Origin of the sequence: Sphingomonas profundi, assembly GCF_009739515.1 — a bacterium.
In the GTDB taxonomy this organism is placed as follows: domain Bacteria; phylum Pseudomonadota; class Alphaproteobacteria; order Sphingomonadales; family Sphingomonadaceae; genus Alterirhizorhabdus; species Alterirhizorhabdus profundi.
In genome coordinates this window covers 3,259,654-3,284,050 of the sequence record NZ_CP046535.1, presented here as the reverse complement: position 1 = coordinate 3,284,050, position 24,397 = coordinate 3,259,654, and the positions used below count along the sequence as shown (strand labels likewise).

At 72.1% G+C, this 24,397-nt stretch carries 23 protein-coding genes; 12 read left to right on the top strand and 11 right to left on the bottom strand.

The genetic code is table 11. The features are described from left to right. Positions 1–119: 119 nt before the first annotated feature. Together GNT64_RS15790 and GNT64_RS15785 are read left to right on the top strand one after the other, a co-directional pair. Complete coding sequence (locus tag GNT64_RS15790; RefSeq protein WP_156680390.1) at positions 120–1,703, top strand: glycerol-3-phosphate dehydrogenase; 1,584 nt, start codon at positions 120–122, stop codon at positions 1,701–1,703. 12 nt (positions 1,704–1,715) lie between these two features. Continuing rightward, entirely contained in the window at positions 1,716–2,495 is a 780-nt protein-coding gene (locus GNT64_RS15785) for a DeoR/GlpR family DNA-binding transcription regulator (RefSeq protein WP_156681694.1), read from the top strand. Positions 2,496–2,780: 285 nt separating this feature from the next. Here GNT64_RS15785 and GNT64_RS15780 read toward each other — a convergent pair whose 3' ends face one another. After that, positions 2,781–3,830, bottom strand: a complete 1,050-nt coding sequence (locus tag GNT64_RS15780; protein ID WP_156680389.1) for a beta-propeller fold lactonase family protein — start codon at positions 3,828–3,830, stop codon at positions 2,781–2,783. Positions 3,831–3,855: 25 nt separating this feature from the next. Beyond that, entirely contained in the window at positions 3,856–5,184 is a 1,329-nt protein-coding gene (locus tag GNT64_RS15775) for a VOC family protein (RefSeq protein WP_156680388.1), read from the bottom strand. A gap of 283 nt (positions 5,185–5,467) precedes the next feature. Here GNT64_RS15775 and GNT64_RS15770 point away from each other — a divergent pair, with 283 nt between their 5' ends. Together GNT64_RS15770 and GNT64_RS15765 are read left to right on the top strand one after the other, a co-directional pair. Continuing rightward, entirely contained in the window at positions 5,468–7,270 is a 1,803-nt protein-coding gene (locus GNT64_RS15770) for an ABC transporter ATP-binding protein (RefSeq protein WP_197277025.1), read from the top strand. Next, complete coding sequence (locus GNT64_RS15765) at positions 7,267–7,656, top strand: reverse transcriptase-like protein (protein WP_156680387.1); 390 nt, start codon at positions 7,267–7,269, stop codon at positions 7,654–7,656. Before GNT64_RS15770 ends, GNT64_RS15765 begins: the two co-directional genes overlap by 4 nt. Before the next feature lie 233 nt (positions 7,657–7,889). On the opposite strand, the gene GNT64_RS15760 is transcribed toward GNT64_RS15765, so the two are convergent. Continuing rightward, positions 7,890–8,534, bottom strand: a complete 645-nt coding sequence (locus GNT64_RS15760) for a DUF1345 domain-containing protein (RefSeq protein WP_156680386.1) — start codon at positions 8,532–8,534, stop codon at positions 7,890–7,892. A gap of 85 nt (positions 8,535–8,619) precedes the next feature. On the opposite strand from GNT64_RS15760, the gene GNT64_RS15755 reads away from it, so the two are divergent. Beyond that, entirely contained in the window at positions 8,620–8,991 is a 372-nt protein-coding gene (locus GNT64_RS15755; RefSeq protein ID WP_231639562.1) for a DMT family transporter, read from the top strand. Positions 8,992–9,006: 15 nt separating this feature from the next. On the opposite strand, the gene ppa is transcribed toward GNT64_RS15755, so the two are convergent. Next, positions 9,007–9,588, bottom strand: coding sequence for an inorganic diphosphatase (ppa, locus tag GNT64_RS15750; RefSeq protein WP_156680385.1), 582 nt, complete (start codon positions 9,586–9,588; stop codon positions 9,007–9,009). Positions 9,589–9,713: 125 nt separating this feature from the next. Between ppa and hisS the strand changes: the two genes are divergently transcribed. From hisS to GNT64_RS22000, 4 genes are all read left to right on the top strand, one after another. After that, a complete protein-coding gene (gene hisS, locus GNT64_RS15745) occupies positions 9,714–10,964 on the top strand; it encodes a histidine--tRNA ligase (RefSeq protein ID WP_156680384.1) in 1,251 nt (416 codons plus the stop codon). After that, positions 10,964–12,040, top strand: a complete 1,077-nt coding sequence (prfA, locus tag GNT64_RS15740) for a peptide chain release factor 1 (RefSeq protein WP_156680383.1) — start codon at positions 10,964–10,966, stop codon at positions 12,038–12,040. The genes hisS and prfA overlap by 1 nt, the downstream gene beginning before the upstream one ends. 19 nt (positions 12,041–12,059) lie before the next feature. Next, on the top strand, positions 12,060–12,890 hold the full coding sequence (prmC, locus tag GNT64_RS15735; protein WP_156680382.1) for a peptide chain release factor N(5)-glutamine methyltransferase: 831 nt from the start codon (positions 12,060–12,062) through the stop codon (positions 12,888–12,890). A 423-nt stretch (positions 12,891–13,313) separates the two neighbouring features. Beyond that, entirely contained in the window at positions 13,314–14,516 is a 1,203-nt protein-coding gene (locus GNT64_RS22000; protein WP_156680381.1) for a DUF4167 domain-containing protein, read from the top strand. Positions 14,517–14,612: 96 nt separating this feature from the next. Here the strand turns inward: GNT64_RS22000 and GNT64_RS15725 are convergent, their stop codons facing one another. Then, positions 14,613–15,383 carry a class II aldolase/adducin family protein gene (locus GNT64_RS15725; protein WP_156680380.1) on the bottom strand — a complete coding sequence of 257 codons (771 nt, stop codon included), beginning with the start codon at positions 15,381–15,383 and terminating at the stop codon, positions 14,613–14,615. Between the two features lie 84 nt (positions 15,384–15,467). On the opposite strand from GNT64_RS15725, the gene GNT64_RS15720 reads away from it, so the two are divergent. From GNT64_RS15720 to GNT64_RS15710, 3 genes are all read left to right on the top strand, one after another. After that, the gene (locus GNT64_RS15720) at positions 15,468–18,038 is read left to right on the top strand and encodes a DUF2339 domain-containing protein (RefSeq protein ID WP_156680379.1); all 2,571 of its coding nucleotides are present in this window, start codon (positions 15,468–15,470) and stop codon (positions 18,036–18,038) included. Between the two features lie 113 nt (positions 18,039–18,151). Further along, positions 18,152–18,358 (top strand): 30S ribosomal protein S21, encoded by a 207-nt coding sequence (gene rpsU, locus GNT64_RS15715; protein WP_156680378.1) that lies wholly within the window; start codon positions 18,152–18,154, stop codon positions 18,356–18,358. A 69-nt stretch (positions 18,359–18,427) separates the two neighbouring features. Continuing rightward, positions 18,428–19,033, top strand: a complete 606-nt coding sequence (locus tag GNT64_RS15710; RefSeq protein WP_156680377.1) for an FKBP-type peptidyl-prolyl cis-trans isomerase — start codon at positions 18,428–18,430, stop codon at positions 19,031–19,033. A 236-nt stretch (positions 19,034–19,269) separates the two neighbouring features. Here the strand turns inward: GNT64_RS15710 and GNT64_RS15705 are convergent, their stop codons facing one another. From GNT64_RS15705 to pyrE, 6 genes are all read right to left on the bottom strand, one after another. Continuing rightward, the gene (locus GNT64_RS15705; protein ID WP_156680376.1) at positions 19,270–20,346 is read right to left on the bottom strand and encodes an AI-2E family transporter; all 1,077 of its coding nucleotides are present in this window, start codon (positions 20,344–20,346) and stop codon (positions 19,270–19,272) included. Between the two features lie 10 nt (positions 20,347–20,356). Then, a complete protein-coding gene (gene lepB / locus GNT64_RS15700) occupies positions 20,357–21,301 on the bottom strand; it encodes a signal peptidase I (protein WP_156680375.1) in 945 nt (314 codons plus the stop codon). Positions 21,302–21,318: 17 nt separating this feature from the next. After that, positions 21,319–21,735 (bottom strand): holo-ACP synthase, encoded by a 417-nt coding sequence (acpS, locus tag GNT64_RS15695; RefSeq protein WP_156680374.1) that lies wholly within the window; start codon positions 21,733–21,735, stop codon positions 21,319–21,321. A gap of 163 nt (positions 21,736–21,898) precedes the next feature. Beyond that, entirely contained in the window at positions 21,899–22,627 is a 729-nt protein-coding gene (locus GNT64_RS15690) for a pyridoxine 5'-phosphate synthase (RefSeq protein WP_156680373.1), read from the bottom strand. Positions 22,628–22,643: 16 nt separating this feature from the next. Further along, positions 22,644–23,762, bottom strand: coding sequence for a serine hydrolase domain-containing protein (locus GNT64_RS15685; protein WP_156680372.1), 1,119 nt, complete (start codon positions 23,760–23,762; stop codon positions 22,644–22,646). Further along, positions 23,759–24,352: an orotate phosphoribosyltransferase gene (pyrE, locus tag GNT64_RS15680; RefSeq protein ID WP_156680371.1), complete on the bottom strand. Its 594-nt coding sequence runs from the start codon at positions 24,350–24,352 to the stop codon at positions 23,759–23,761. The genes GNT64_RS15685 and pyrE overlap by 4 nt, the downstream gene beginning before the upstream one ends. Between the last annotated feature and the right edge of the window lie 45 nt (positions 24,353–24,397).

Below are 24,397 nucleotides of genomic sequence, written 5' to 3'. Positions count from 1 at the left end.
GTTTCGAGCGAACGTCAACGCTTTCGTTTGAAAGTTCGTTCGTCGGCATCCATAGCCGTTTCAGCTTCACTCGAACCCGAATCGGCGCGCAAGCTTGCGCGTCGCAGCAGGATGCCATCATGAGCCAGTCCCCCCCGCCCGTGCGGCACGATGTCGACCTGCTGATCGTCGGCGGCGGCATCAACGGCGCCGGCATCGCCCGCGACGCGGCGGGCCGCGGCCTCTCGGTCGCCCTCGTCGAGCAGGACGATCTCGCCAGCCACACCTCGTCGGCCTCCACCAAGCTGATCCACGGCGGCCTGCGCTACCTGGAATATGGCGAGTTCCGCCTGGTGCGGGAGGCGCTGATCGAGCGGGAGCGGCTGTGGCGCATGGCGCCGCACATCATCTGGCCGCTGCGCTTCGTGCTGCCGCAGACGAACGCGCCGCGCCCGGCCTGGCTCGTGCGGCTCGGCCTGTTCATCTACGATCATCTCGGCGGACGGAAGGCGCTGCCGGCCACCCGCACCGTGTCGCTCGATCGCGACCCGCTGGGTGCGGGGCTGAAGCCGGGCAAGGCCAAGGCGTTCGTCTATTCGGACTGCTGGGTGGAGGACAGCCGGCTGGTGGTGCTGAACGCCCGCGACGCGGCCGATCGCGGCGCGGCGGTGATGACGCACACCCGGCTGGTGGAGGCGCGCCGGCAGGGGCAGGGATGGATCGCGACGATCGCCGATGCCGCCGGCACCCGCACGATCAGCGCGCGCGGCATCGTCAACGCCGCCGGGCCGTGGGTGGCGGACGTGATCGGCCGGGCGAGCGAGGCGGCGCGCGACAAGGGGGCGCCGCGTGACAAGGGGGCGGCGCGCGACGGGGGCGTGCGGCTGGTGAAGGGCAGCCACATCGTCGTGCCGCGCCTGTACGAGGGCGATCACGCCTTCCTGCTGCAGAATCCGGACAGGCGCGTGGTGTTCGCCATCCCCTATCAGGGCCGCTTCACCCTCGTCGGCACCACCGACCTGCCGTGGGAAGGCGCGCCCGGCCGCGCGACGATCGACGAGGGCGAGATCGCCTATCTGTGCGAGACGGCGACGCGCTACTTCACCCGGCCGACCACGCCGGCCGACATCGTCTGGACCTATTCCGGCATCCGCCCGCTCTACGACGACCAGGCGGCCAACGCCTCGGCCGTGACGCGCGACTATGTGCTGGATCTCGACGGCGGCGAGGATCGCGCGCCGCTGCTCAGCATCTTCGGCGGCAAGATCACCACCTATCGCAAGCTGGCCGAACATGCGCTGCGGCAGCTGGCGCCCTTCTTCCCGCAGGCCGGGCCGGCGTGGACGGCGGGCGCGGTGCTGCCGGGCGGCGACATGCCGGACGCCGATTTCGACGCCTGGCTCGCAGGGCTCGCCGGCCGCCATCCGGGCCTGCCGGAGACGCTGCTGCGGCGCCTCGCCCGCGCCTATGGCACCGCCAGCGAGGCGCTGCTCGGCACGGCGCGCACGGTGGACGATCTCGGCCGCCACTTCGGCGCCGACCTGTACGCGCGCGAGATCGACTATCTGGTGGAGCGGGAGTGGGCCTCCTCGGCGGAGGACATCCTGTTCCGCCGCAGCAAGCTGGGCCTGCACGTGCCCGCCGGCGCGGCGGCGGCGGTGGACGCCTATCTGGCCGGCCGGCCCGCCGCCACGGGCCGCCCTGCTTTGTCGATCGTCTCCTGACCCGTGGCTGACATGGCGGAGAGCGGGGCGGAGGCGGTGGCCGCGCGCCAGCGACGCATCCTGGAACTCGCCCGCGGCACCGGCAGCGTCACGGTGGACGATCTGGCCGCCCGCCTGGCGGTGACGCCGCAGACGATCCGCAAGGATCTGAACGTGCTCGCGCGCCGGTCGATGCTGTCGCGCGTGCATGGCGGAGCCGTCGTCACCTCCGGCGTGGACAATATCGCCTACGACATGCGGCGCACGGTGGCGACCGGCGCCAAGGCCGCGATCGGCGCGGCGGCGGCGGCGCTGATCCCGGATGGCGCATCGCTGTTCGTCAACATCGGCACGACGACGGAGGCGGTGGCCAGCCACCTGCTGCGTCACCGCGACCTGATGGTGATCTCGAACAACCTCAACGTGATCGATATGCTGAACGGTGCGCCCGCGATCCAGACGGTCGTGGTCGGCGGGCAGGTGCGGCTGGCCGATCGCGCGGTGGTGGGGGCGCTGGCGATGCAGTTCATCGCCAGCTTCAAGGTGGATTTCGCGCTGATCGGCGCCTCGGCGATCGACGGCGACGGCAGCCTGCTGGATTTCGCGGTGGACGAGGTGCAGGTCTCCCAGACGATCCTGCGCAACGCGCGGCAGGTGATCCTGGTGGCGGACGGTTCCAAGGTGGGCCGCTCGGCGCCGGTGCGGATCGCCCGGCTGGACGCGATCGACTATTTCGTCACCGACCGGCTGGAGGACGCGGCCCTGCGCGACGCCTGCGCGCGGCACGACGTGCGCGTGGTGGAGACGGGATGAACCCCTCGTAGCTTGGCGGGTCAAAGGCGTGGCGGGGAAGCTTGCATATCACGCAATCGCCATTTGCCCCGGAATGGGACATCGTATCGCGAGGCCCGCGTTTGACGGGCCGCCTGGGATGGATGCGGATGGCTTGCGAACGGAGAAGTGCGGCGCGACGTCAGGATGTGGACGGGCTGCGCGGCCTGCTGATCGGCATGGGCCTCTCCGGCGCCCTGTGGGCGGGCATGCTCGGCATGGTGCAGCGCCTGATCGGCTGAGCGAAGGCTCTCCGCCCCACCCGCGTCATCGCGCCGGCGCCACCGCGATCCCCCATGGGCCGGCGCCCGCCGGGATCGTCGCGGCCGCCCGCATCGTCCTGCTGTCGATGACGCTCACGTCGTTCGAGGGGCCGTTGGCGGTGTAGAGCAGCCGCCCGTCGGGGCTCGCCGCGATGCCCCACGGCCGCTTGCCCGCCGGCGCCGTGCCGGCCACCGCCAGCGTGGCGCTGTCAACCGCCAGCACCGTGCCGCCGCGGCCGGTGGAGATGTAGAGCCGGGCGCCGTCCGGCGAGGGTGCGATGCCCATCGGCTTCACGCCGTTCCCCGCCAGCACCTTCGATCGCGAGACGCGCAGCGTGCGCGTGTCGATCGCGCTCAGCAGCCCGTCCGCCTCGCCGGCGACCCAGGCCGTCGCCCCGTCCGGCGAGAAGGCCACGTTGCGCGGCCGCTGCCCGGCCGGGATCGTCGCCAGCGGCTTCAGGGTGGCGGTGTCCACCACCGTGACCGCGCCGTCGCTCTCGGAGGTGAACCAGGCGCGGGTGCCGTCGGCGCCGATCGCCACGCCCTCCGGCTCGCCGCCCACGGCGATCGCGGCGAGCGTGCGGCCCGTCTTCGCATCGAGCACGATCGCCCGGCCGCTATCCTCGCTGGCGACGAAGATGCGTCCGTCGGCCGAGATCACCGCCTGTTCCGGATCGGAGACGCCGCGCACCACGCGCACCACCTTGCGGCTGGCGACGTCGAACAGGGCGATGCCGTCCGCGCTCTTGTCCGGCGGCGGCAGTCTGCTCTCGTCGACGCTCGGCCCGGCGATGGGCGAGCCGCTGAGCGCGATCACCAGCGTCGTCCCGTCCGGCGACAGGCGGATGCCGCGCGGCCGCTTGCCCACCGGCACCGTGGCGACCACCTTGCGCGTGGCGCCGTCGATGATCGTCACGTCGCCCGATCGCTCGTTGGTGGCATAGACCATGTAGCCGGCGGGCGTCGCCGCCTTCGGCTCGCGCCCGCATCCCGTCAGGGCGGCGAGCGCCGCAGACAGCGCGAGCATCGTCCTGGCCGTGGCACCGTGCGTCATCGTCGCGTCCTCGTCTTGCGTGCGGTCATGCGGAAAGGGTGCGGCCGAGAACGCGCCCGACCGCGTCCAGCGACGCGCGCTGGGCTGCGGCGCACAGCGCCAGCGGATCCTCCACGGCGCGGCCGAGCGCCTGCTCGAAGGCCGCGCGATCGGCGGCGGCGGTGTAGTCGACGCGCCGGTCCGCGCCGAGATTGGACTGGAAGATGCCGGCCGCGCTCACCGGCAGGAAATCCTCGTAGACGATCGGATCGCACAGGATCTGGCCGTGCGCGACCAGATCCTCCAACCCGGCGTCCGCCGCCGCCGCTGCTGCGCCGTCGGCCGCGCGGTAGCGGAAGAAGGCGAGGCCCTGCCGCCGCAGCGCCGCCCAGTCGTCCGGCAGGTCCAGCGCGCCGCCGTTGCCGATCCACGCATCGTAGCGCGCCTGGCCGGCGGCGGTCAGCGCCACGCCGCGCTGCTCCACCTCGCCGAAGCGGGCGGTGTGGCTGCCGGCGGCGTCCGCCGCGTCGTCGGTGAAGGCGATGCGCTCCTCCAGCGCGGTGAAGCTCGTCTGGCGCAGCAGCACCGGGCAGCGGCGCTTGGGCGGCCCCTCGATCGTCTGCTTGGCGGCCATGCCGCGCGCCGGCATCTCCGCCTGCACCGCATCGATATCCAGCACGCGCGGCGTCAGATGGTTGATGTGCGGCCCCTTGAAGCTCACCACGTCGGCCACCAGCCGATGCGCGGCGAGCAGGCGGCGGTAGGTGTCGCGCGGCACGGTGGCGTGGGCGTGCCAGCGGAACGTCTCCAGCAGCGCCGCCACGAACGCCGCCGCGTCGACCTCGCTCAGGCCGCCCTCGCGCTCGGCCCGCGCGATCAGGGCGAGCGCCGCCGGCGTGACGATGCGGCGGCGTGCCAGGATCGCCGCCGCCTCCGCCCGCAGCGCCGGGTCCGCGATCAGCTCCAGCCGCAGCAGCGAGGTGAACACGCGGAATGGGCTGACGGTCAGCGCCGTCTCCTCCACCGCGCGGAACGCCGTGGCGTGGACCGGCACGCCGGCCGGCGCGAGATCGTAGTAGCCGACCGGCGCCATCCCCATCACGGCAAAGGCGCGCGCGATGGTGGCGAGCTCGTCCGCCGTGCCGACGCGGATGGCGCCGTGCCGCTCGCCCGCCAGCCGCGCCGTCTCGCCCGATCGGGCCATGCGCTCCGCCAGCGCCGGGTCGCCCGCCAGCACCCGCCGGTTCACCGCCGCGACGAGATCGGTGAGCGCGCGATACTGCGGCACCTCCTGCGCGTACATCAGCGACATCGCGGCGGCGAAGGCGGCGCGGATCGCGTGCGGCGGCTGGAAGCGGTCGGTGGCAGGCGGCATGCGGCGCGACTCTCCGGATGGTCAATCTTCTATCTAGGCCCGCAATCGCGCGACGTAACGCCCCTCAAAGGGTGCGACTGGCGCCACGCGCGATCCTCTGCTACGGGGCGCAGCGATATCGGAGCGGGGAGGGTGGAGATGATCACATGTCCGCGCGCGCCGCTCCCGGGCCGATGGGGCGCCGCCCGCTCCTGATCCGCGGACGCCGCCGGCGCCCGCTCGATCCGCCCCCGCCCACTGACGCATGCAACAGGAGCGCGCGGCCCGGCCGCGCGGCACCCCGATGAGCCACCCGCCTGCCCGCGACACGAAGTCCGCCATGGGCCATGTGTTCGCCTTCACCTTCGCCCACTGGCGCCGCCGGCCGCTGCTGGCCGGCGGCATCGGCCTGACGATGTCGCTGGCGACCGTCACCGAGATCTTCGTGCCGCTCTATGCCGGCCGGCTGATCGATGCCCTGTCGCTAGGGTCGGCCGGCCGCCCGGCGGCGCTATCCGCCTTCGTCGCGATGCTGGCGCTCGGCCTGGCGATGGTCGTGCTGCGCCACCTCGCCTGGTGGGGCGTGGTGCCGCTGACCCTGGGCATGATGCGCGACGTGGCGCAGGATGCCTTCCACCGCGTCCAGCGCCTCTCGACCGACTGGCACGCCAACAGCTTTGCCGGATCGGTGGTGCGCAAGGTGACGCGCGGCATGTGGTCGCTCGATACGCTGAACGACGTGGTGCTGCTGGCGCTGCTGCCGTCGGTGGTGGTGCTGCTCGGCTCCATGCTGCTGCTCGGCCTGCACTGGCCGGTGCTGGGGCTGGTGATGGCGATCGGCGCCACCGCCTATGTCGCCCTCACCGTCACGCTCGCCACGCGCTACATCGCGCCCGCCTCGCGCCTGTCGAACGCGTGGGACACGCGGATCGGCGGCGCGCTGGCGGATGCGATCGGCACGAACGCGGTGGTGAAGGCGTTCGGCGCCGAATCGCGCGAGGATGCGCGGCTGGCGCAGGTGATCGCCAAGTGGCGGCGGCGCACCGCGCGGACGTGGATGCGCCACACCTATAGCGGCACGGGCCAGCTCGCCCTGCTCTGGCTGGTGCGCGCCGGCGTGACCGGCACCGCCCTGTGGCTGTGGTGGCGCGGCCAAGCGAGCGCCGGCGACGTCGCCTACGTGCTGACGAGCTACCTCGTCGTCCACGGCTATCTGCGCGACATCGGCCAGCATGTGCACCACCTGCAGCGATCGGTGAACGAGATGGAGGAGCTGGTGCGGCTGCATGCCGAGCCGATGGCCATCGCCGATGCCGCCGATGCCGCGCCGATCCGTATCGAGGCGGGGGCGATCCGCTTCGCCGACGTGACGTTCCGCTACGGCGGTCACGCGACGCCGCTGTACGAGCGGCTGGACGTGACGATCCCGGCCGGGCAGCGCGTGGGCCTGGTCGGCCGGTCCGGCTCCGGCAAGACGACGTTCGTCAAGCTCGTCCAGCGGCTCTACGACGTGACCGGCGGCGCCGTGACGATCGACGGGCAGGATGTGCGCCACGCGACCCAATCCTCGCTGCGCGCGCAGATCGCGATCGTGCCGCAGGAGCCGGTGCTGTTCCACCGCACCCTGGCGGAAAACATCGCTTATGCCCGGCCCGATGCGACCCAGGCCGAGATCGAGCAGGCGGCGCGCCTGGCGAACGCGCACGACTTCGTCGCCCGCCTGCCGCGCGGCTACCGCACCCTGGTGGGGGAGCGCGGAGTGAAGCTGTCCGGTGGGGAGCGGCAGCGGGTGGCGCTGGCGCGCGCCTTCCTGGCCGATGCGCCGATCCTGATCCTGGACGAGGCGACCTCCAGCCTCGATTCGGAATCGGAGGCGCTGATCCAGCAGGCGATCGAGCGGCTGATGGCCGGGCGCACCGCCATCGTGATCGCCCACCGCCTCTCCACCGTGCGCGCGCTGGACCGCATCCTGGTGTTCGATGCCGGCCGCATCGTCGAGGATGGCGATCATGCCGCGCTGCTGGCGGCCGCCGACGGCCACTATCGCCGCCTGTTCGATCGGCAGGCCGGCATCGTCGATCCGCTGCCGCTGCGCGAGGATGCGTGAGCCGGCGGCCGACGACGACGCGGATCTTCTTCGACGGCGGCTGCCGGCCCAACCCCGGCCCGATCGAGGTGGCGGCGGTGGTGCGCGGCGTGGCCCACATCCGTGACGGGCTGGGCTGCGGCGACAACAATGTGGCCGAGTGGCTGGCGCTGCGCCACGCGGCCGACATCGCCTGCGCGCTCGGCCTGGACGATGTCGAGTTCGTCGGCGATTCGACCGTGGTGGTGGAGCAGGCGAGCGGCCGCCGGCCGTGCCGCAGCGGGGCGTTGCGGGCGCAGCGCGCGGCCTTTGCCGCCGCCGTCGCCGGCATCGCCCGCGTCCGCCTGCGGCATGTGCCGCGATCGCGCAACCTGGCCGGCATCGCCCTTGATGCCCGCCGCCGCTAGGCCGGATCGACATTGAGCGAACCAAGTCGATTTGCTCGCATTTTATGCACACCGCTCATCCTGAGGAGCCATTGAGCGTGTCGAAATGGCGTCTCGAAGGACATGGAAGATCCTTCGAGACGGGTCTTCGCCTTCGCTCAGCCCCTCCTCAGGAGGAGCGGACATGCAAAAAGCTGAATGTTGATCCGGCCTAGAGCGGCTTCCACGCAGGTGGAACCGCCCCGGGCGGGCGATCAGCCGCCGAGCACGTTGATCGTGAAGGCGAGCACGCCGATGTTGAAGACGAACGCGATCAGCCCGTGGGCCAGCGCGACGCGGCGGATCTGCGCGCTCTCGATATCGATGTCGGACGTCTGGAAGGTCATGCCCATCGTGCAGGAGAAATAGAGCAGATCCCAGTAGGTCGGCTCGTCCGTGCCCGGTACGTCGAGGCCGCCGCGATCCTTGCCGTCCTCGCCCGCGAGATAGAAGAGATGGCCGTAGTGCAGCGCATAGACGACGTTGCTGAACGCCCAGGCGAGCATCAGCGTCGCCACGATCAGCGCGACGGCCAGCGGCTTCGGCCCGCCCGCCTCGCCCAGCTCGGCGGCGATCGCCACCAGGATCACGACGGTGACGCCCACGGTGATCGCCAGCAGGCCGGCGCGATTGGCGTCGTTGCGCGCGGCGGAGCGGCGCATCTCCTCGGGCGAATCGTCCAGCAGCGGGATGCAGGCGACGAGGAAGACGAGGGCGGCGACATCGAAGCCGGCCATCACGCCGTGCCGCCAGCCGAGCAGCGGGACGCCGGCGGCGATGCCCGCGACCGCCGCCAGCGCGAACAGCACGAAGCGCGGCGGCGCGATGCGGTGGCCAAGGCCGGTGGTCGATCGTGCCATCCATCTCTCCGCCGGACGTGAGGCGCCGGGTGCGCCATGACCCGATACAGCCCCGCCGCCGATCGCGTCACATGAATTGACGGACATGGCCGCCTCCGCCATCCCCCGCCCCGGCGGCGATGGGGGTATGGCGATGGCGTGGATGTGGCTGATCCTGGGCGGCTGCTTCGAGGTGGGCTTCACCACCTGCCTGCGCTTCGTCGACGGCTTCCGCAATTTCGGCTGGACGGCGGGCTTCCTCGCCTCGGTCGGCACCAGCATGGCGCTGCTGGAGGTCGCGTCCCGCACGATCCCGATGGGCACCGCCTATGCGGTGTGGGGCGGCATCGGCGCGCTCGGCACCGTCATCGTCGGCATCGTCTGGTTCGGCGAGCCGGCGAACGCGCTGCGGCTGGCGCTGATCGTGGCGCTGGTGGGCTGCATCGCCGGGCTGAAGCTGGCCGGCGGCGCGCACTGAGCGCCGCCGATCGGATCACTTCTCGGCGAGGCTCTGGCTGACGCCCTCGTCGGTGCCGTGCTTCTCCTTGGCGATCTTCGCCGCCTCGATCGCCTCGACGATGATGCGACGCGCCTCGGTGGCGTCGCCCCACGCGCCGACGCGGACCCACTTCTTGGCTTCCAGATCCTTGTAGTGGGTGAAGAAATGCTCGATCTGCTGCATCACGATCAGCGGCAGATCGCTGCTCTCGTTGACCTTCTCGTAATAAGGGAAGGTGCCGTCCACCGGCACGGTCAGCAGCTTCTCGTCGCCGCCGGCCTCGTCCTCCAGCTTCAGCACCGCGATCGGCCGCACGCGCACCACGCAGCCCGGGATGAACGGGGAGCGGGCGACCACCAGCGCGTCCAGCGGATCGCCGTCCGGCGACAGGGTGTGCGGCACGAAGCCGTAATTCGCCGGATAGCGCATCGGCGTGTGCAGGATGCGATCGACGAACAGCGCACCCGATTTCTTGTCGAACTCATATTTCACCGGCTCGCCGCCGACCGGCACCTCGATGATGACGTTGAGGGTTTCCGGCGGATTTTCGCCGATCGGGATGAGATCGATGTTCATGCGGCAGTGCAGTATAAGCGGATCGCTGCAATCTCAAGACGAAAGCGTGGCCGCCGGCGTTTCGTTACCGGGCGGCGGGACGATTCGCTTCATTGTGGCGCCAACCTGTTCTAGAGGGCTGCGCGATGAGCAAGCCCGCCACCCCCCAGGCCGTCCGCGGCACGCAGGACATGCTCGGCGAGCAGGCCGAGCGGTTTGATGCCGTGGTGCGCGGCTTCGATCGCCTGCGCCGCCTCTACGGTTTCGGCCGCGTCGAGGTGCCGGTGTTCGAGGCGACGGCCGTGTTCGCCCGATCGCTGGGCGAGACGACCGACGTCGTCTCCAAGGAGATGTATACGTTCGAGGATCGCGGCGGCGATTCGCTGACCCTGCGGCCGGAGTTCACCGCCGGCATCGCCCGCGCCTATCTGACCGAGGGCTGGCAGCAGCATGCGCCGCTGAAGGTGGCGACGCACGGGCCGCTGTTCCGCTACGAGCGGCCGCAGAAGGGCCGCTTCCGCCAGTTCCACCAGCTGGACGCCGAGGTGATCGGCGCGGCCGAGCCGGCGGCCGACGTGGAGCTGCTGGTGCTCGCAGCGCACCTGCTGGACGAGCTGGGCATCGCCGACGGCGTGACCCTGACGCTGAACACGCTGGGCGACACGGCGACGCGCGACGCGTGGCGGGCGGCGCTGGTCGCCCACTTCACCGCGCATCGCGACGCGCTCTCGCCCGAGAGCGTCGACCGGCTCGCGCGCAACCCCTTACGCATCCTGGACAGCAAGGATCCGCGCGACCGGCCGGTGGCGGATGCCGCGCCGTCGATCGACGCGCACATGTCGGCCGAGGCCGGCGCCTTCTTCGAGCGGGTGACGGGCGGGCTGGAGGCGGCGGGCGTCGCCTGGACGCGCGACGCCCGGCTGGTGCGCGGGCTCGATTACTACCGCCACACCGCCTTCGAGTTCGTGACCGACCGGCTCGGCGCGCAGGGCACCGTGCTGGGCGGCGGGCGCTATGACGGGCTGATCGAGGCGCTTGGCGGGCCGCACACGCCGGCGGTGGGCTGGGCGGCCGGGATCGAGCGGCTGGCGATGCTGATCGATCCGCCGGCGCCCGAGCATGTGACGGTGGCGCTGGTGCCGATGGGGGCGGCGGCCGAGGCGGCGGCAATGCGCCTGCTGGCGGACCTGCGGCGCCAGGGCATCGCCGCCGACATGGCCTACAAGGGCAACATGAAGAAGCGGCTGCACAAGGCGGACGCGACCGGCGCGCGCTACGCCGCGATCATCGGCGACGACGAGCTGGCGAGCGGCGAGGTGGGCCTCAAGGATCTCGCCAACGGCAGCCAGCAGTGGGTGCGGCTGGATGCGCTGGCGGCGGCGGTGGTGGCGCACTGATGGCGAGCATCCCGCTGGCGCGCATCCGCCAGATCGAGGCGCGGCGCGACGAACTGCAGAGCGAGATGGCGCGCGGCGACCTGGCGGCCGAACGCTTCGTCGCGCTGTCGAAGGAATATGCCGAGCTGGAGCCGGTGGCCCAGGCGGCGGGCGAGGTGCGGCGGCTGCGGCAGGAGGCCGATTCGCTGCGCCACATGACGGAGGATGGCGACGAGGAGCTGCGCCAGATGGCCTCCGAGGAGCTGCACGAGAACGGCGCCGCGCTGGCGGTGGCCGAGCGCGGCCTTGCCCTGGCGCTGCTGCCGCGCGATGCGGCGGATGCGAAGCCGGCCATGCTGGAGATCCGCGCCGGCACCGGCGGCGACGAGGCCGCCCTGTTCGCCGGCGACCTGTTCCGCATGTACCAGCGCTACGCCGAGGATCGCGGCTGGAAGGTGGAGCCGATCTCCGCCAGCGCCGCCGATCTGGGCGGCTACAAGGAGGTCATCGCCTCGGTGACGGGCACGGGCGTGTTCGCCCGGCTGAAGTTCGAGAGCGGCGTCCATCGCGTGCAGCGCGTGCCGGCCACCGAGAGCGGCGGGCGCATCCACACCTCCGCCGCCACCGTGGCGGTGCTGCCGGAGGCCGAGGACGTGGACATCCAGATCGACGACAAGGATCTGCGGATCGACGTCTACCGCTCGTCCGGCCCCGGCGGCCAGTCCGTCAACACCACCGACAGCGCGGTGCGCATCACCCATCTGCCGAGCGGCCTGGTGGTGATCCAGCAGGACGAGAAATCGCAGCACAAGAACAAGGCGAAGGCGCTGAAGGTGCTGCGCACCCGGCTGTACGAGCAGGAGCGGGAGCGGCTGGACAGCGCCCGCGCCGGCGCCCGCCGGTCGATGGTCGGCTCGGGCGATCGGTCGGAACGGATCCGCACCTACAATTTCCCGCAGGGGCGCGTCACCGATCACCGCATCAACCTGACACTGCACCGCCTGCCCGAGATACTGGAGGGGCCGGGCCTGGACGAGGTCGTCACCGCGCTGATCGCCGAGGACGAGGCGGCACGGCTGGCCAATCTCGACGGGTGACGACGCGGCCGGACAGCGGATGAACGCGATCGCGCTCGCGCTGCGCGATGCCGCCGCGGCACTCTCGCCCGTCACGCAGACGCCGCGCCTGGATGCCGAACTGCTGATGGCGCACGCGCTTGGCATCCCGCGCGAGGCGCTGCTGCTCGGGCGGCACGACGGGGCGGTTCCGCCGGGGTTCGCCACCCTGCTGGCCCGCCGGCTGCGGCACGAGCCGATCGCCTACATCACCGGCACGCGCGCCTTCTGGACGATCGACCTGGCCGTCGGCCCCGGCGTGCTGGTGCCGCGCGCGGACAGCGAGACCCTGATCGAGGCGGCGGTGGAGCATTTCGCCGGCACGTCCGGCCCGCGCACCATCCTGGATCTCGGCACCGGATCGGGCGCACTGCTGCTGGCCGCGCTCGATCAGTGGCCGGAGGCGACCGGCATCGGCATCGATGCCTCCGATACCGCGATCAAGGTGGCGCGCGGCAATGTGCGACGCCTCGGCATGACGGGGCGGGCGCGGATCCTGTCCGGCGGATGGACCGGGACGGGCGGGGCGCACGATCTCATCCTCTGCAACCCGCCCTACGTCGCCACCGGAGACACGCTGCCGCCCGAGGTGCGCGACTTCGAGCCGGCTTCCGCACTGTTCGCCGGCGCCGACGGCCTCGACGATTATCGCCGGATCGCGCCGCTGATCGGCGGCCAGATCGCGCCCGGCGGCATCGCCGCGATCGAGATCGGTCATGCGCAGGCCGTCGCGGTAACGGCGTTGCTGCGGGCGGAGGGATTGCCCGCGCGGGTGCGCCGCGATCTGGCCGGGCACGATCGCTGTATTATTGTGTATCCGGTACGGCTTTAGCCAAATACCGCTTGGATTTTGACAGAGCCATGCCTAAATGGCGCGCAGGATAAAGGCTCTTGCGAGCAGAGCGGCGTTGCCGAGCCTTCTAGCCGATCCCCAATGGCTGCGCTGCCGAGCAGGTGGCGTGCGAGAGGTGGACGCGCCGGACCGCATCGCGGATCGTGCGCCGGCGTGATGATGCGCATGGGGCGGGATCCGCGCAGGATCGCGTTCCATGACGGTGGGTCGCGAGGATATTCGGGGGCGGACCTCGGCGATGTGGCATCCGTCCGGGGCGGGACCGGGCGCCAGCATTCGTCCGGTAAGTGCCCGGGCGGCCAGTATTCGTCCGGGAAGTGCCCGGACAGGCAGCATTCGTCCGGGACGGGCCCGGACAGGCAGTGGTGAGCAGAAACCACCAGTGACGAAGGCAGCGAAAAGTTGATCAACAATCGTCAGAACGGTCGACGTCGTGGTCGGACCGGCGGGGCCCCGCGTCCGAACGGCGCGGGCGGCGCCCCCGATCGGGGCAGCCGGCTGGACAATCGGGCGCGCGGCAATGCCAGCCAGCTCCACGAGAAGTACAAGACCCTCGCCCGCGATGCCCAGATGCAGGGCGATCGCGTGATGACCGAATATTATCTTCAGTTCGCCGATCATTATTTCCGCGTGCTGAGCGAGACGCGTTCCCGCTTCGACGAGCAGCAGCAGCGCCGCGAGCGGTTCGACGGCCAGGCCGACGGGCAGGGCGACGAGGATGACGGCGACTTCGCCGAGATGAACGGCGACGACCGCTTCGACGATCGCCCGGCCGAGCGGCAGCAGCCGCAGCGCGGGCAAGACTGGAGCCAGGAGCGCGGCGGCGAGCGGGACGGCAACCGCGCCGACAGTCGCGAGGGCTATCGCGACGGCAATCGTTCCGACGGCAATCGCGGCGACGCGAGCCGCAGCGACGGCAATCGCCCGGACGGCAATCGCGCCGAGGCCGGTCGCGGTGACGAGTATCGCGCCGAGAACGGTCGCGGCGGCAATCGCGACCGGCAGGAGCGCGGCGACGAGAGCCGCGAATATCGCCAGCCGCGCGAGGCCCGCGACGGCAATCGCGAGCAGCGCGACGGCCGCGAGCAGCGTGACAGCCGCGAGCAGGCGCCCCGCGAGCAGGCCGCCCGTGACCATGCCCTTCGCGATCAGGCTTCGCGGGATCAGGCGCCGCGCGAGCAGGCCCCCCGTGAGGCAGCCGACGGCCGAGAGCCGCGCCCGCCGCGCGCCCGCCGTGGCCTGAACGAGCGGCGCGACGGCCAGCAGCGCGGCACGGAGGAAGCCGTCGAGGCTCGGCCTGTCGCCGCCGAGCCGACGCCGCCGGTGATCGCCGCGCCCGCCGCCGCCGCGCCCCTCGCCGCCGCCGACGTGCCTGCCGAACTGCCGCTCGACACGCCGCCGGCGGCCGAGCGTCGCCCGCGCGGCCGCCCGCGCAAGGTGGCCGCTCCGCTCGAGCCGGTCGCCGCGGAAGGCGGCGCCGACGAGCGGATCGAGATGGACCGGCTGCCGCCGTCCCTCTCCGCTGAAACACCGGCCGATGGCGAGGAGCGGCCCCGCCGCCGCACCCGCCGCCCGCGCGGCGAGACCGCGCCCGTCGACGCCTGACGGGGGAACCTGCACCGGGGAACCTGCACCGGGGAAGGGGCGGATCGGCACGGCCGGTCCGCCCCTTCCTGCGTCTCGGGCAGTCCGCCGCCGCGCTCAGTCGCGCCAGCTGCGATCCTTGCGATCGACCAGCCGCACCATCGCCGCGAAGTCGGCCTCGCCGGCGCCGCCGGGTTTCCCGAGCTTGCCCGCATCGCGCTGGTGCACGGCGAGCACTTCCGCCGGGATCTCGCGCAGGCCGCCCATCGGCGCCGCCGCCATCTGGATCTCGCAGGCGCGCTGCAACGCCCACATCCGCAGGAACGCCTCCGGCACGGTCGATCCCATCGCCAGCAGGCCGTGATTGCGCAGGATCATCAGCCGCCGCCGGCCAAGGCTGGCGATCAGCCGCGGCGCCTCGTCCGCGCGCACGGTGATGCCCTCGAAATCATGATAGGCGACCTTGCCGGCGAGCTGGCCGGCGTAGAAATTGGTGATCGACAGCCCGTCCTCCAGGCAGGCCACGGCCATGCCGGCGGTGGTGTGGGTGTGCATCACGCACTGCGCATCCGGCACGTGCGCGTGAAAGGCGGCGTGCTGGACGAAGCCGGCGAGGTTGACGCCCCACTCCGACGGGGCCAGCAGATTGCCCGCCAGATCGACCTTCACGAGGTTCGATGCCGTCACCTCGCTGAAGTGCAGGCCGAAAGGGTTGATGAGGAACGCCTCCGGCTCGCCCGGCACGGCCAGGGTGATGTGGTTGTAGATCATCTCCACCCAGCCGAGATGATCGAACACGCGGTAGCAGGCGGCCAGCTGCTGCCGCGCGGCCCACTCCTCCGCACCGATCGCCTGCCCGGATCGTGACGTTTCGATAGCCGTGGCCATATCCGTCTCCTGCTTTATGCTCTGCGCCATGCTCCGCCTGGCGATCCGCTTCATCCACCCGATGCCGCGCGCTGTCGAGCGGGGATGCCCGGGCTGATGCTGGCGCTGCTGATCGCGCTGGCGGTGGCCGGCTTGATCGCGCACCGGCGGCAGGCGCGGCGAATAGACGCGCTGGCGGCGGAGGTGCGATCGCTGCGGGCGATCATGGCGGCGACGTCGCCGCCCGCGACACAGGTGGCGGCGGAGCGCGTCCTGCCGCCTGCGCCCATCGCCGAGCCGGCGCATCACGTGCCGCCCGTCACCGCGCCCGTGCCGGAGATGGCGGAGCCCGCGGCGCCGCGCAGGCAGGCCGCTCCGCCGCGGCCGCCGCGCGAGCCGCTGGCCGCGCGCCTCGCCGGCGTCGGGTTCGAGCAGATCGTCGGCGGGCGCCTGCCGATCTGGGTGGGTGGTGCTGCGCTGGCGATCGCCGGCTTCTATCTGGTGGCGCTGGCGATCGATGCCGGGCTGCTGGCGCCGCCGGTGCGCGTGGGGCTGGCGCTGCTGTTCGGCGTGGGCCTGATCGCCGCGTCGGAGGGCGCCGGCCGCTGGCGCATCGTGGCGGAGGACGAGCGGGTGGCGCAGGCGCTGGCCGGTGCCGGCATCGCCAGCCTCTACGCCGCCGCCTATCTGGGCAGCGCGATATACGGCCTGATCGGCGCGGTGCCCGCCTTCGTGCTGACGGTGCTGGTGACGGCGGCGGCGCTGGTGCTGGCGCTGCGGCGCGGGCCGCCGACCGCGATCATGGGCCTGATCGGCGGTTTCGCCGCGCCGCTGCTGGCGACGGGCGGCGATGCGGTGGTGCCGCTGCTCGCCTATCTCGGCCTGCTTTCCGCCGGGCTGTTCGCGCTGGCGATCCGCCGCAACTGGATGTGGCTGGCGGTGGCGACCTCGGGCGGCAGCTTCCTGTGGCTGCTGGCGCTGATCGCGGACGGCGCCAGCCTTGCCGCCGGGCTGTTCGTCCTCGCCTTCGCCGCCGCCTCGGCGCTCGCGCTGCCGGCATCGGCCACGGCGGCGTCGCCGGCGCGGGCGGCGCTGCTGCGCGGGGCGCCGGTGGCGCTGGGCCTCGTCGAGCTGGCCGGGCTGATCCCCGCGTCGGGCTTCGGCATCGAGGGGTGGGGCCTCTACCTCGCGCTCTCGGCCGGGGCGATCGTGCTGGCGTGGCGCGATGCGCGGCTCACCGGGCTGGTGGCGGGGGCGCTGGGCCTGTCGCTAGCGGCGCTGGCCTCGGCGACGGGGGCCGGCGGGCCGCAGCACGCGATACCGGGCGCGATCGGCATCGCGCTGCTGTTCGGCGGCGCCGGCCACGCGCTAGGCCGGCGGGCAGGCGACGGCTGGGGCTGGGCGGCGATCGGCGGCGTGGCGCTGCTGGCGCCGTTCGCGCTGATGCGGCTGGATCGCGGCGCCCTGCTGGCGGACGGCGGCTGGGGCCTGCTGGCGCTGCTGCTGGCGCTGGCGCCGCTGCATCTCGCCTGGCGATCGCGCGGGGCGGGGCGGGCCGTGGCGCCGTTCGATCGCACGCTGCAGATCGCCACCGCGACGGCATCGCTGCTGGCGGCCGCCGCCACCGCCGATCTCCTGCCCGAAACGATCGTGCCGCTGGCGCTGGCGGCGATTGCGCTGGCGCTGGCGGAGGCGGGCCGGCGCACCGGCGACGGCGGGCTGGCGGTGCAGTCCGCGATGGCGGCCGGCGTCGCGTGGCTGGCGATGGCCGCGCTGGCGCCGGGCACGATCGCGGCGCTGGCGCGATCGCTGGGCGGGGCGCACGTGCTGCTGCCCGATCTGCCCGCGCCGGGGGTGGCGGTGCGCGTGCTGCTGCTGCCCGCCAGCGTGCTGGCCGCGGCGGCGTGGCGCTGTGGCGGCGAGCGGGCGCGGCGGGCGATCGCGACCGCCGCCGCTACGGGCGCGATCGCCGGCCTCTACGTGCTGGCCAAGCGGCCGCTGGCGATCGGCAGCGAGGCGGCGTTCGTCGCCCGCGGCTTCCTGGAGCGGGCGATCCTCACCCAGGCGCTGCTGGCGGCGGGCGCGGTCGTGGCGGCGCGATCGGCCGTCGTCGGGCGCGGGCTTGTCCTGCTCGGCCTGGCGCGGATCCTGTGGTTCGATCTGCTGCTGCTGAACCCGGCGTTCGTCGCCCAGTCCGTCGGCGCGTGGCCGATCGCCAACCTGCTGGCGCTGCACTTCGGCCTGGCCGTGGCGTGGCTGGCGCTGGCTTGGCGGCGCGAGGAGGGAGCGGCGCGCAACGGCATGCTCGCGGCGCTGGTGGCGGTGGCGCTCGGCGGGGCGCTGCTGCTGGTGCGGCAGCTGTTCCACGGCGACGTGCCGGCCTACGGCGCCGTCTCCCGCGCGGAGTTCTACGGCTATTCGGTGGCGGCGCTGGCGGTGGCGCTGGCCCTGCTGGGCTGGGGCGCGCGGGGCGGCGACCGGACGATGCGGATCGCCGGCCTCGGCCTGCTCACTCTGGTGTCGCTGAAGGTGTTCCTCGTCGATGCGGCCGCGCTGCAGGGCATATTGCGCGCGCTCTCCTTCCTGGGCCTGGGCTTGGCGCTGATCGGCATCGGCTGGGCCTATGGCCGCTTCCTGGGCCGCGCCAACCCGGCGCCGCCGCCCTTTTCCGGTTGAAGAATCGCGGGTGCGCTGGTAGGGGCACCGCCTTGCGCCGCGGGTTACGCCCCGCGACGGATCCTATTGCGTGCGGCCTCGGCGCACGGATGTGACCGGAGATTGACTTTCCTATGCAGATTCTCGTCCGCGACAACAATGTCGATCAAGCCCTCCGCGCGCTCAAGAAGAAGCTGCAGCGCGAGGGCGTCTATCGCGAGATGAAGCTGCGCCGTCACTATGAGAAGCCCTCGGAGAAGCGCGCGCGCGAGCGTGCCGCCGCGATCCGCCGCGCCCGCAAGCTGGAGCGCAAGCGGATGGAGCGTGACGGCGTCCGGTAAGCTTGCCTGACCGCCCGGCAGCGGGCAGGATCATCGCAACCGCCACTCCGTTGAAGCGAGCCGCCTTCCATGTCGACCGTCACCGCCGTGCCCCTGCGCCCGATCGCCAAGGGATCGCTGACCAAGCTGTGGGTGGGCATCGGCCTGCTGGCGGCGGCGGGCGTCGGCCTCGCCTGGCACACCACGGCCGCGCAGGTGGCGATGGCGACGCCGCCGGCCGAGTTCCTGGCGCGGAACGCCAAGCGGTCGGACGTGAAGACGACGCCGTCGGGCCTGCAATATCAGGTGATCCGCGAGGGATCCGGCCCGCGCGCGACGGCGCAGGACGTGGTGCTGGTCGATTATGACGGCAAGCTGGCGAACGGCCAGACGTTCGACGCCAGCGCCCGCCACGGCGGCCCGGCGACGCTGCCGGTCGGCGGCCTGATCCCCGGCTGGGTCGAGGGGCTGCAGCTGATGAACCAGGGCGCGAAGTACCGCTTCTGGATCCCGCCGGAGCTCGGCTACGGCCCGCAGGGCGCCGGCGACGGCGTGATCCCGCCGAACGCCCTGCTGGTGTTCGACGTCGATCTTCAGGCGATCATGCCGCGCAACGCGATGGGCATGGGCGGCATGGGAATGGGTGGCATGGGTGGCATGGGCGGTTCGCCGCATGGCGGCATGCCCGGGCAGTAGTCTGCGCCCCTACCGGTCATGCGAAAGGGCCGCCGGTGGATGCACCGGCGGCCCTTTCGCGTGACTGGGTATCCTCACCATGTCCGGCGGTCGTGCGGACCTGGTCACGACCCTGCCGTCCCCTCTGCAACATAGTATGTGTGCGAAGGGCAGCGGCCGGCATGTACCGGCCGCCTCGCATCGTGCGGCCATCCTCTACGGCACCTGCCGCAAGCGTCCCTGCCGCGCCGGCCTGTTCAGGACCTGGCGGCATCCTCCGCCGCATTGTCCGATCGTTCTTCCAGCAGCACCTTGATCATCGCCACCATCGGATCGGCGAGCGCCAGGCCCAGGATGCCGAACAGCGCGCCGAACAGGATCTGCGCGCCTAGCACCAGCGCCGGCGCGAGATCGACCGAGCGCTTGGCCACCATCGGCACGATCAGATAGCCGTCCACCACCTGCACGACGCAGTAGATGACGATCGCCCAGATGCCCGTATCGAAGCCGGCCGAGAAGCCGACCAGCACGATCAGCACGCCGGAGACGATCGCGCCGATGTTCGGCAGGAAGGCGAGCAGGCCGGTGAGGATGCCGAGCAGCGCCGCCATCGGCACGCCGGCGATCGCCAGCATCACGCCGGTGCCGACACCCTCCACCGCCATGCCGAGTAGGCGGCCGGCCATCAGCAGCCGCAGCGTGCGCCCCATCCGCGCCGAGGTCTGGTAGAAAGCGGAACGCTTGCCCATCGGCAGCATCCAGGCGATGCCACGCTCGTAGAGGCGCGGCTCTATCGCGATGAACACGCCGATCACGACGATCATGGCGAGGCTGGAGACGGCGCCGAGCGCGGTGCCCACCGCCGCCGTCACCTGGCCGAGCGATCCCATCAGCTGCTTGGCGATCTCCGCGCCGCCGCCGCCGACGCCGCCGGGCGGCACGAGGCCCATGCTCGTCCCCCAGCTGAGCAGGCGGTTGAGCTGGCTCATCACCACCGCCCGCAGCGTCTCGGCTTGGGAGGCGAGCTGCGAGCCGGCGAAGTAGAAGGTCCAGATGAGGAAGGCGAGGACCGAGAGGCAGACGATCGCGAGGCGGAAGCCGCGGCCGATCGGCAGGATGCGGCCGAGCAGGCGGGTGCCGCCATCCAGCATCGAGGCGAACACGAGGCCGCCGACGATCAGCAGCAGCGGCTGCGACAGCGCCCACAGCAGCACGACCGCCACGGCCAGGCCGATCCACACCGCCGCGCGGCGCAGCTCGTGACGGGTCAGCGGATTGCTGAAATCCGTCGGACCCGGTTCCTCGGGCGCTCTCGGCTCGACGGCTGTGCTCATGATGCCTCGCTTACTTCACATGCTCGGGCCGCAGGCTGGTGCCGGCGCGGCTGCCGCGCATGGCGGTGAACCAGCTCAACGGATTGAACAGGCTGGAAGTGCCATCGAGCGAGAAGGTGATGAATTCGGCCCGCCCGCCGATATTCTCGATCGGCATCGGGCCGCCGAGCCCGTGATTCTCCATCGACACGCGGCTGTCGGCGGACTGGTCGCGATTGTCGCCCATCAGGAACAGGTGGCCGGCCGGCACCTTCACCGGCGCCATGTCGTCCACCGGCGGAATGTCGCCGAGATCGATGGTGTTGTAGCTGACGCCGTTCGGCAGCGTCTCCCGCACCAGCGGCATCTGGCAGTAGAGCTTGCCGTCCGGCCCGGTGACGCGCAGCGGCGCGACCATGTCGGTATCGCACGGCACGTTGGCGTCCACCGGGATCATCGCGGGGGCGAGGAACTGTCGCTTCACCGGCACGCCGTTGATCGAGACGGTGCCGTCCTTCAGCGAGATCGTGTCGCCCGGCAGGCCGATCACGCGCTTGATATAGTCGGTATATTGGTCGCGCGGCTTGACGATCACGATGTCGCCGCGCTGCGGCGTATGGCCCAGCAGGCGGCCGGGGATGAACGGGATCGACAGATAATCGGGCTGGCCGAAGATGCGACCCAGCTCCAGCCCGATCGGGCCGGGGATGCGGGTGATGCTGGGCGAGACGTAGGACCAGCCGTAGGGGAATTTGGTGACGACCAGTCGATCGCCCTTGATGAGCGTGGGCATCATCGATTCGGACGGGATGTAGAAGGGCTTGGCGACGAAGCTGTGGAAGGCGAGCACCGCCAGCACCAGCCAGAACACGCCCTTGATCTCGCCCCACCAGTCCGTGCCCTTCTTCTCGGCGGGCGGGGTGCCGGCCGGGGCATCTGCGGGGGCGGGCGGCGGGGCCGGGGGTTCGGTGCTCATGATCCGTTCGCGATCGCTCACGCGATCTTCTCCTCGATGGGACGCGCGTAGAGGATGACGAACGCCTGCGCCCAGGGATGATCGTCTGTCAGGGTGAGATGGATGTCCACCGCGTGGCCCGGCGGCGTCAGCGCGTCAAGCCGCGCCTTCGCCCCGCCGGAGAGGGCGAGGGTGGGGGCGCCGGAGGGTGCGTTGACGACGCCGATGTCCTTCATGAACACGCCCGCGCGGAAGCCGGTGCCGACGGCCTTGGAGAATGCCTCTTTCGCGGCGAAGCGCTTGGCGTAGGTGGCGGCGCGGGTGAGCGTGCGGCGCTCCGCCTTCGCGCGTTCCGTGGCGGTGAAGACGCGGGCGACGAACCGCTCGCCGAAGCGATCGAGCGAACCCTGGATCCGCGCGATGTTGCAGAGATCGGAGCCGATGCCGACGATCATGACGCGGATCCGCCCCGGCACGGGGAGGGGAACCGCGCCCGGCGTGGTGGAGGGGGCGTGTGGCGTCGCGCCATATCGAAGGAAGTCGCGTCGCCGCGCTCCCCCTCCACCATCCTGCGGATGGTCCCCTTCCCCGTGCCGGGGAGGAACGGGACGTGGCCGCTCACCGTGCCTCGTCCATCAGTTCGCGCATCCGGCGCACGCTCGCATCGAGCCCGGTGAAGATCGCCTCGCCGATCAGGAAGTGGCCGATGTTGAGCTCCGCCAGCTGCGGGATGGCGGCGACGGCGGCGACATTGTCGTAGGTCAGGCCGTGGCCGGCGTGCGGCTCGATGCCGTTCTTCGTCGCCAGCGCGGCGGCATCGGCGATGCGGCGCAGCTCGGCGGCGCGCGCCTCACCGTCGGCATGGGCGTAGCGGCCGGTGTGGAACTCCACCACCGGCGCGGCGAGCCTAATCGCCGCCTCGATCTGCTCTGGCGCCGGCTCGATGAACAGGCTCACGCGGATGCCGGCCTCGCTCAGCCGCGCCACGATCGGGCGCAGCGAATCGATCTGCCCGGCGGCGTTGAGCCCACCCTCGGTCGTGCGCTCCTCGCGCCGTTCCGGCACGATGCAGGCGGCGTGCGGGCGGTGGCGGCAGGCGATCGCCAGCATCTCCGGCGTGGCCGCCATCTCCAGGTTCAGCGGCAGGGCGATCTCCGCCGTCAGCCGGTCGATGTCGGTGTCGGTGATGTGGCGGCGATCCTCGCGCAGGTGGGCGGTGATGCCGTCCGCGCCCGCCGCGGCCGCCGCCTGCGCCGCGCGCACCGGATCGGGATGGGGGCCGCCGCGCGCGTTGCGGATGGTGGCGACATGATCGATGTTGACGCCGAGGCGGAGGCGGCCGGTCATGGGCAGGCGGGATCCCCTATGGCGCCGGGCAGAAGGCGGCGGAGAGCATGTCATAGGCGAAGCCGCGGCCTTCGCCCACCTCGCCGAAATCGAATTCGGCCGTGTTGGTGAACAGGATCACGGCGGCACGGCGGGCGGGGTTCAGGAAGTTGCGGATCTGCACGCCGCCGATCATGCCGCGCCGCTCGATCAGGTCCACCGTGTCAGGGCAGCCGGCCAGGCGGGTGGCGTAGCTCCACGCGCCGAAGGCGGCGAAGCCGAGCGCGGGATCGCCCGCCCACATCGCCCGCGTCTGGATGCGATCGAGCAGGCGATTCTCCATCAGCGCGCGATCGAACGCCCACAGATCGCGCGGGGAGATGTAGGCGGAGCCGGCGGCGCCGTAGGTGCCGAGGTTCAGCGCCGGCTCCGCCCGGCCGCCGACGGTGCCGCGCACGTGCCGCGCGGGCGTCGCATCGAAGCGGAACAGGCCGAGGCTGGCGAGGCCCAGCGGCTGCGCGATCCGCTGCTGCAGCAAGGCCGCGAAGGGCGTGCCGGTGAGCCGTTCGAGCAGGCCGCCGAGCACGATGAAGTCGCAATTGTCGTAATGATAGCCGCTGCCCGCCCTGGCGCGCGGGGAACGGGCGCAGAAATCGGCGGCGGAGCGGGCGGGATCGGCGGCGGGGCCGACGCGGCGGTAGAATTCCGGGATGCCGTCCTTGTCCGGCCTGCTCTCGGCCGGGTCGGCGAGGCCGCTGTCGTGGGTCAGCAGCAGGCGCGGCGTGATCGTGGCGGCATCAGGCGCCGGCCAGCCGGGCCAGAGCGTCGCCATCGGCGCGTCGAGATCGAGTCGGCCGGCGGCGACCTCCTGCATCACGATCAGCGCGGTGAGCTGCTTCGTCACCGAGGCCAGGCGCCAGACCGACTCGGCGGCGTGCGGCACGCCGGGGCTCGCCTCCCCCACGCTGCGCTGCCAGGCGATCCCCTCCCCCTGGCCGACGAGGGCGACGCCGCTGAAGCCGGCGGCGGCGACGATCCCGTCCAGCCGGGCGGCGTCGGGCGCGGCATGAACGGGGGCTGCCTGGGCGTGCACGGCCGGGGCGGGCGCGGCGGCGACCGCCGTGATCGCGGCACCCAGCAGCGCCCGCCGGATCATGCCCCGGCTTGGGCGAGCCGGCTGCCGGGCTTCATCGCCGGGATGGCCGCCAGCTCGGGCGGCAGCGCATCGGCCGGGTAGCTCGGCACCTCCAGCCGGATCAGCGGGTAGAAGGGCACGCCGAGATCGGCCTTGCCGTTGGAGCGATCGACGAGCGCCGCGGCCGCGATCACGGTGCCGCCCGCCGCCTCCACCGCCGCGATCGCCTCGCGCGAGCTGAGGCCGGTGGTGACGACATCCTCCATCAGCAGCACCGTCTGCCCCTTGGGCAGGCGGAAGCCGCGGCGCAGCTCGAACGTGCCGGCCGGCCGCTCGACGAACATCGCGTCGAGACCCAGCGCGCGGCCCATCTCGTGCCCGGCGATCACCCCGCCCATGGCCGGGGAGACGACGGCGCCGAGGCGGATCTTCACTTTGTCCGGTATGCGCAGCGCCAGTTCGCCGGCCAGCCGGGCGGCGCGGGCGGGGTTCATCAGCACGCGCGCGCACTGCAGGTAGCGCGGACTGCGCAGGCCCGAGGAGAGGATGAAATGGCCTTCCAGCAGCGCTTCCGCCGCGCGGAACTCGGCCAGCACCTCCTCGTCCGTCATGCTCGTCCCCGCCGGTTGTCCGAATGCCGCCAGATAGGCCGGCGC

Coding starts and splice junctions, on each gene's coding strand:
- GNT64_RS15790 (WP_156680390.1), top strand. CDS start 120: ATGAGCCAGTCCCCCCCGCCCGTGCGGCACGATGTCGACCTGCTGATC.
- GNT64_RS15785 (WP_156681694.1), top strand. CDS start 1,716: ATGGCGGAGAGCGGGGCGGAGGCGGTGGCCGCGCGCCAGCGACGCATC.
- GNT64_RS15780 (WP_156680389.1), bottom strand. CDS start 3,830: ATGACGCACGGTGCCACGGCCAGGACGATGCTCGCGCTGTCTGCGGCG.
- GNT64_RS15775 (WP_156680388.1), bottom strand. CDS start 5,184: ATGCCGCCTGCCACCGACCGCTTCCAGCCGCCGCACGCGATCCGCGCC.
- GNT64_RS15770 (WP_197277025.1), top strand. CDS start 5,468: ATGAGCCACCCGCCTGCCCGCGACACGAAGTCCGCCATGGGCCATGTG.
- GNT64_RS15760 (WP_156680386.1), bottom strand. CDS start 8,534: ATGGCACGATCGACCACCGGCCTTGGCCACCGCATCGCGCCGCCGCGC.
- GNT64_RS15755 (WP_231639562.1), top strand. CDS start 8,620: ATGGCCGCCTCCGCCATCCCCCGCCCCGGCGGCGATGGGGGTATGGCG.
- ppa (WP_156680385.1), bottom strand. CDS start 9,588: ATGAACATCGATCTCATCCCGATCGGCGAAAATCCGCCGGAAACCCTC.
- hisS (WP_156680384.1), top strand. CDS start 9,714: ATGAGCAAGCCCGCCACCCCCCAGGCCGTCCGCGGCACGCAGGACATG.
- prfA (WP_156680383.1), top strand. CDS start 10,964: ATGGCGAGCATCCCGCTGGCGCGCATCCGCCAGATCGAGGCGCGGCGC.
- prmC (WP_156680382.1), top strand. CDS start 12,060: ATGAACGCGATCGCGCTCGCGCTGCGCGATGCCGCCGCGGCACTCTCG.
- GNT64_RS15725 (WP_156680380.1), bottom strand. CDS start 15,383: ATGGCCACGGCTATCGAAACGTCACGATCCGGGCAGGCGATCGGTGCG.
- GNT64_RS15720 (WP_156680379.1), top strand. CDS start 15,468: ATGCCCGGGCTGATGCTGGCGCTGCTGATCGCGCTGGCGGTGGCCGGC.
- rpsU (WP_156680378.1), top strand. CDS start 18,152: ATGCAGATTCTCGTCCGCGACAACAATGTCGATCAAGCCCTCCGCGCG.
- GNT64_RS15710 (WP_156680377.1), top strand. CDS start 18,428: ATGTCGACCGTCACCGCCGTGCCCCTGCGCCCGATCGCCAAGGGATCG.
- GNT64_RS15705 (WP_156680376.1), bottom strand. CDS start 20,346: ATGAGCACAGCCGTCGAGCCGAGAGCGCCCGAGGAACCGGGTCCGACG.
- lepB (WP_156680375.1), bottom strand. CDS start 21,301: ATGAGCACCGAACCCCCGGCCCCGCCGCCCGCCCCCGCAGATGCCCCG.
- acpS (WP_156680374.1), bottom strand. CDS start 21,735: ATGATCGTCGGCATCGGCTCCGATCTCTGCAACATCGCGCGGATCCAG.
- GNT64_RS15690 (WP_156680373.1), bottom strand. CDS start 22,627: ATGACCGGCCGCCTCCGCCTCGGCGTCAACATCGATCATGTCGCCACC.
- GNT64_RS15685 (WP_156680372.1), bottom strand. CDS start 23,762: ATGATCCGGCGGGCGCTGCTGGGTGCCGCGATCACGGCGGTCGCCGCC.
- pyrE (WP_156680371.1), bottom strand. CDS start 24,352: ATGACGGACGAGGAGGTGCTGGCCGAGTTCCGCGCGGCGGAAGCGCTG.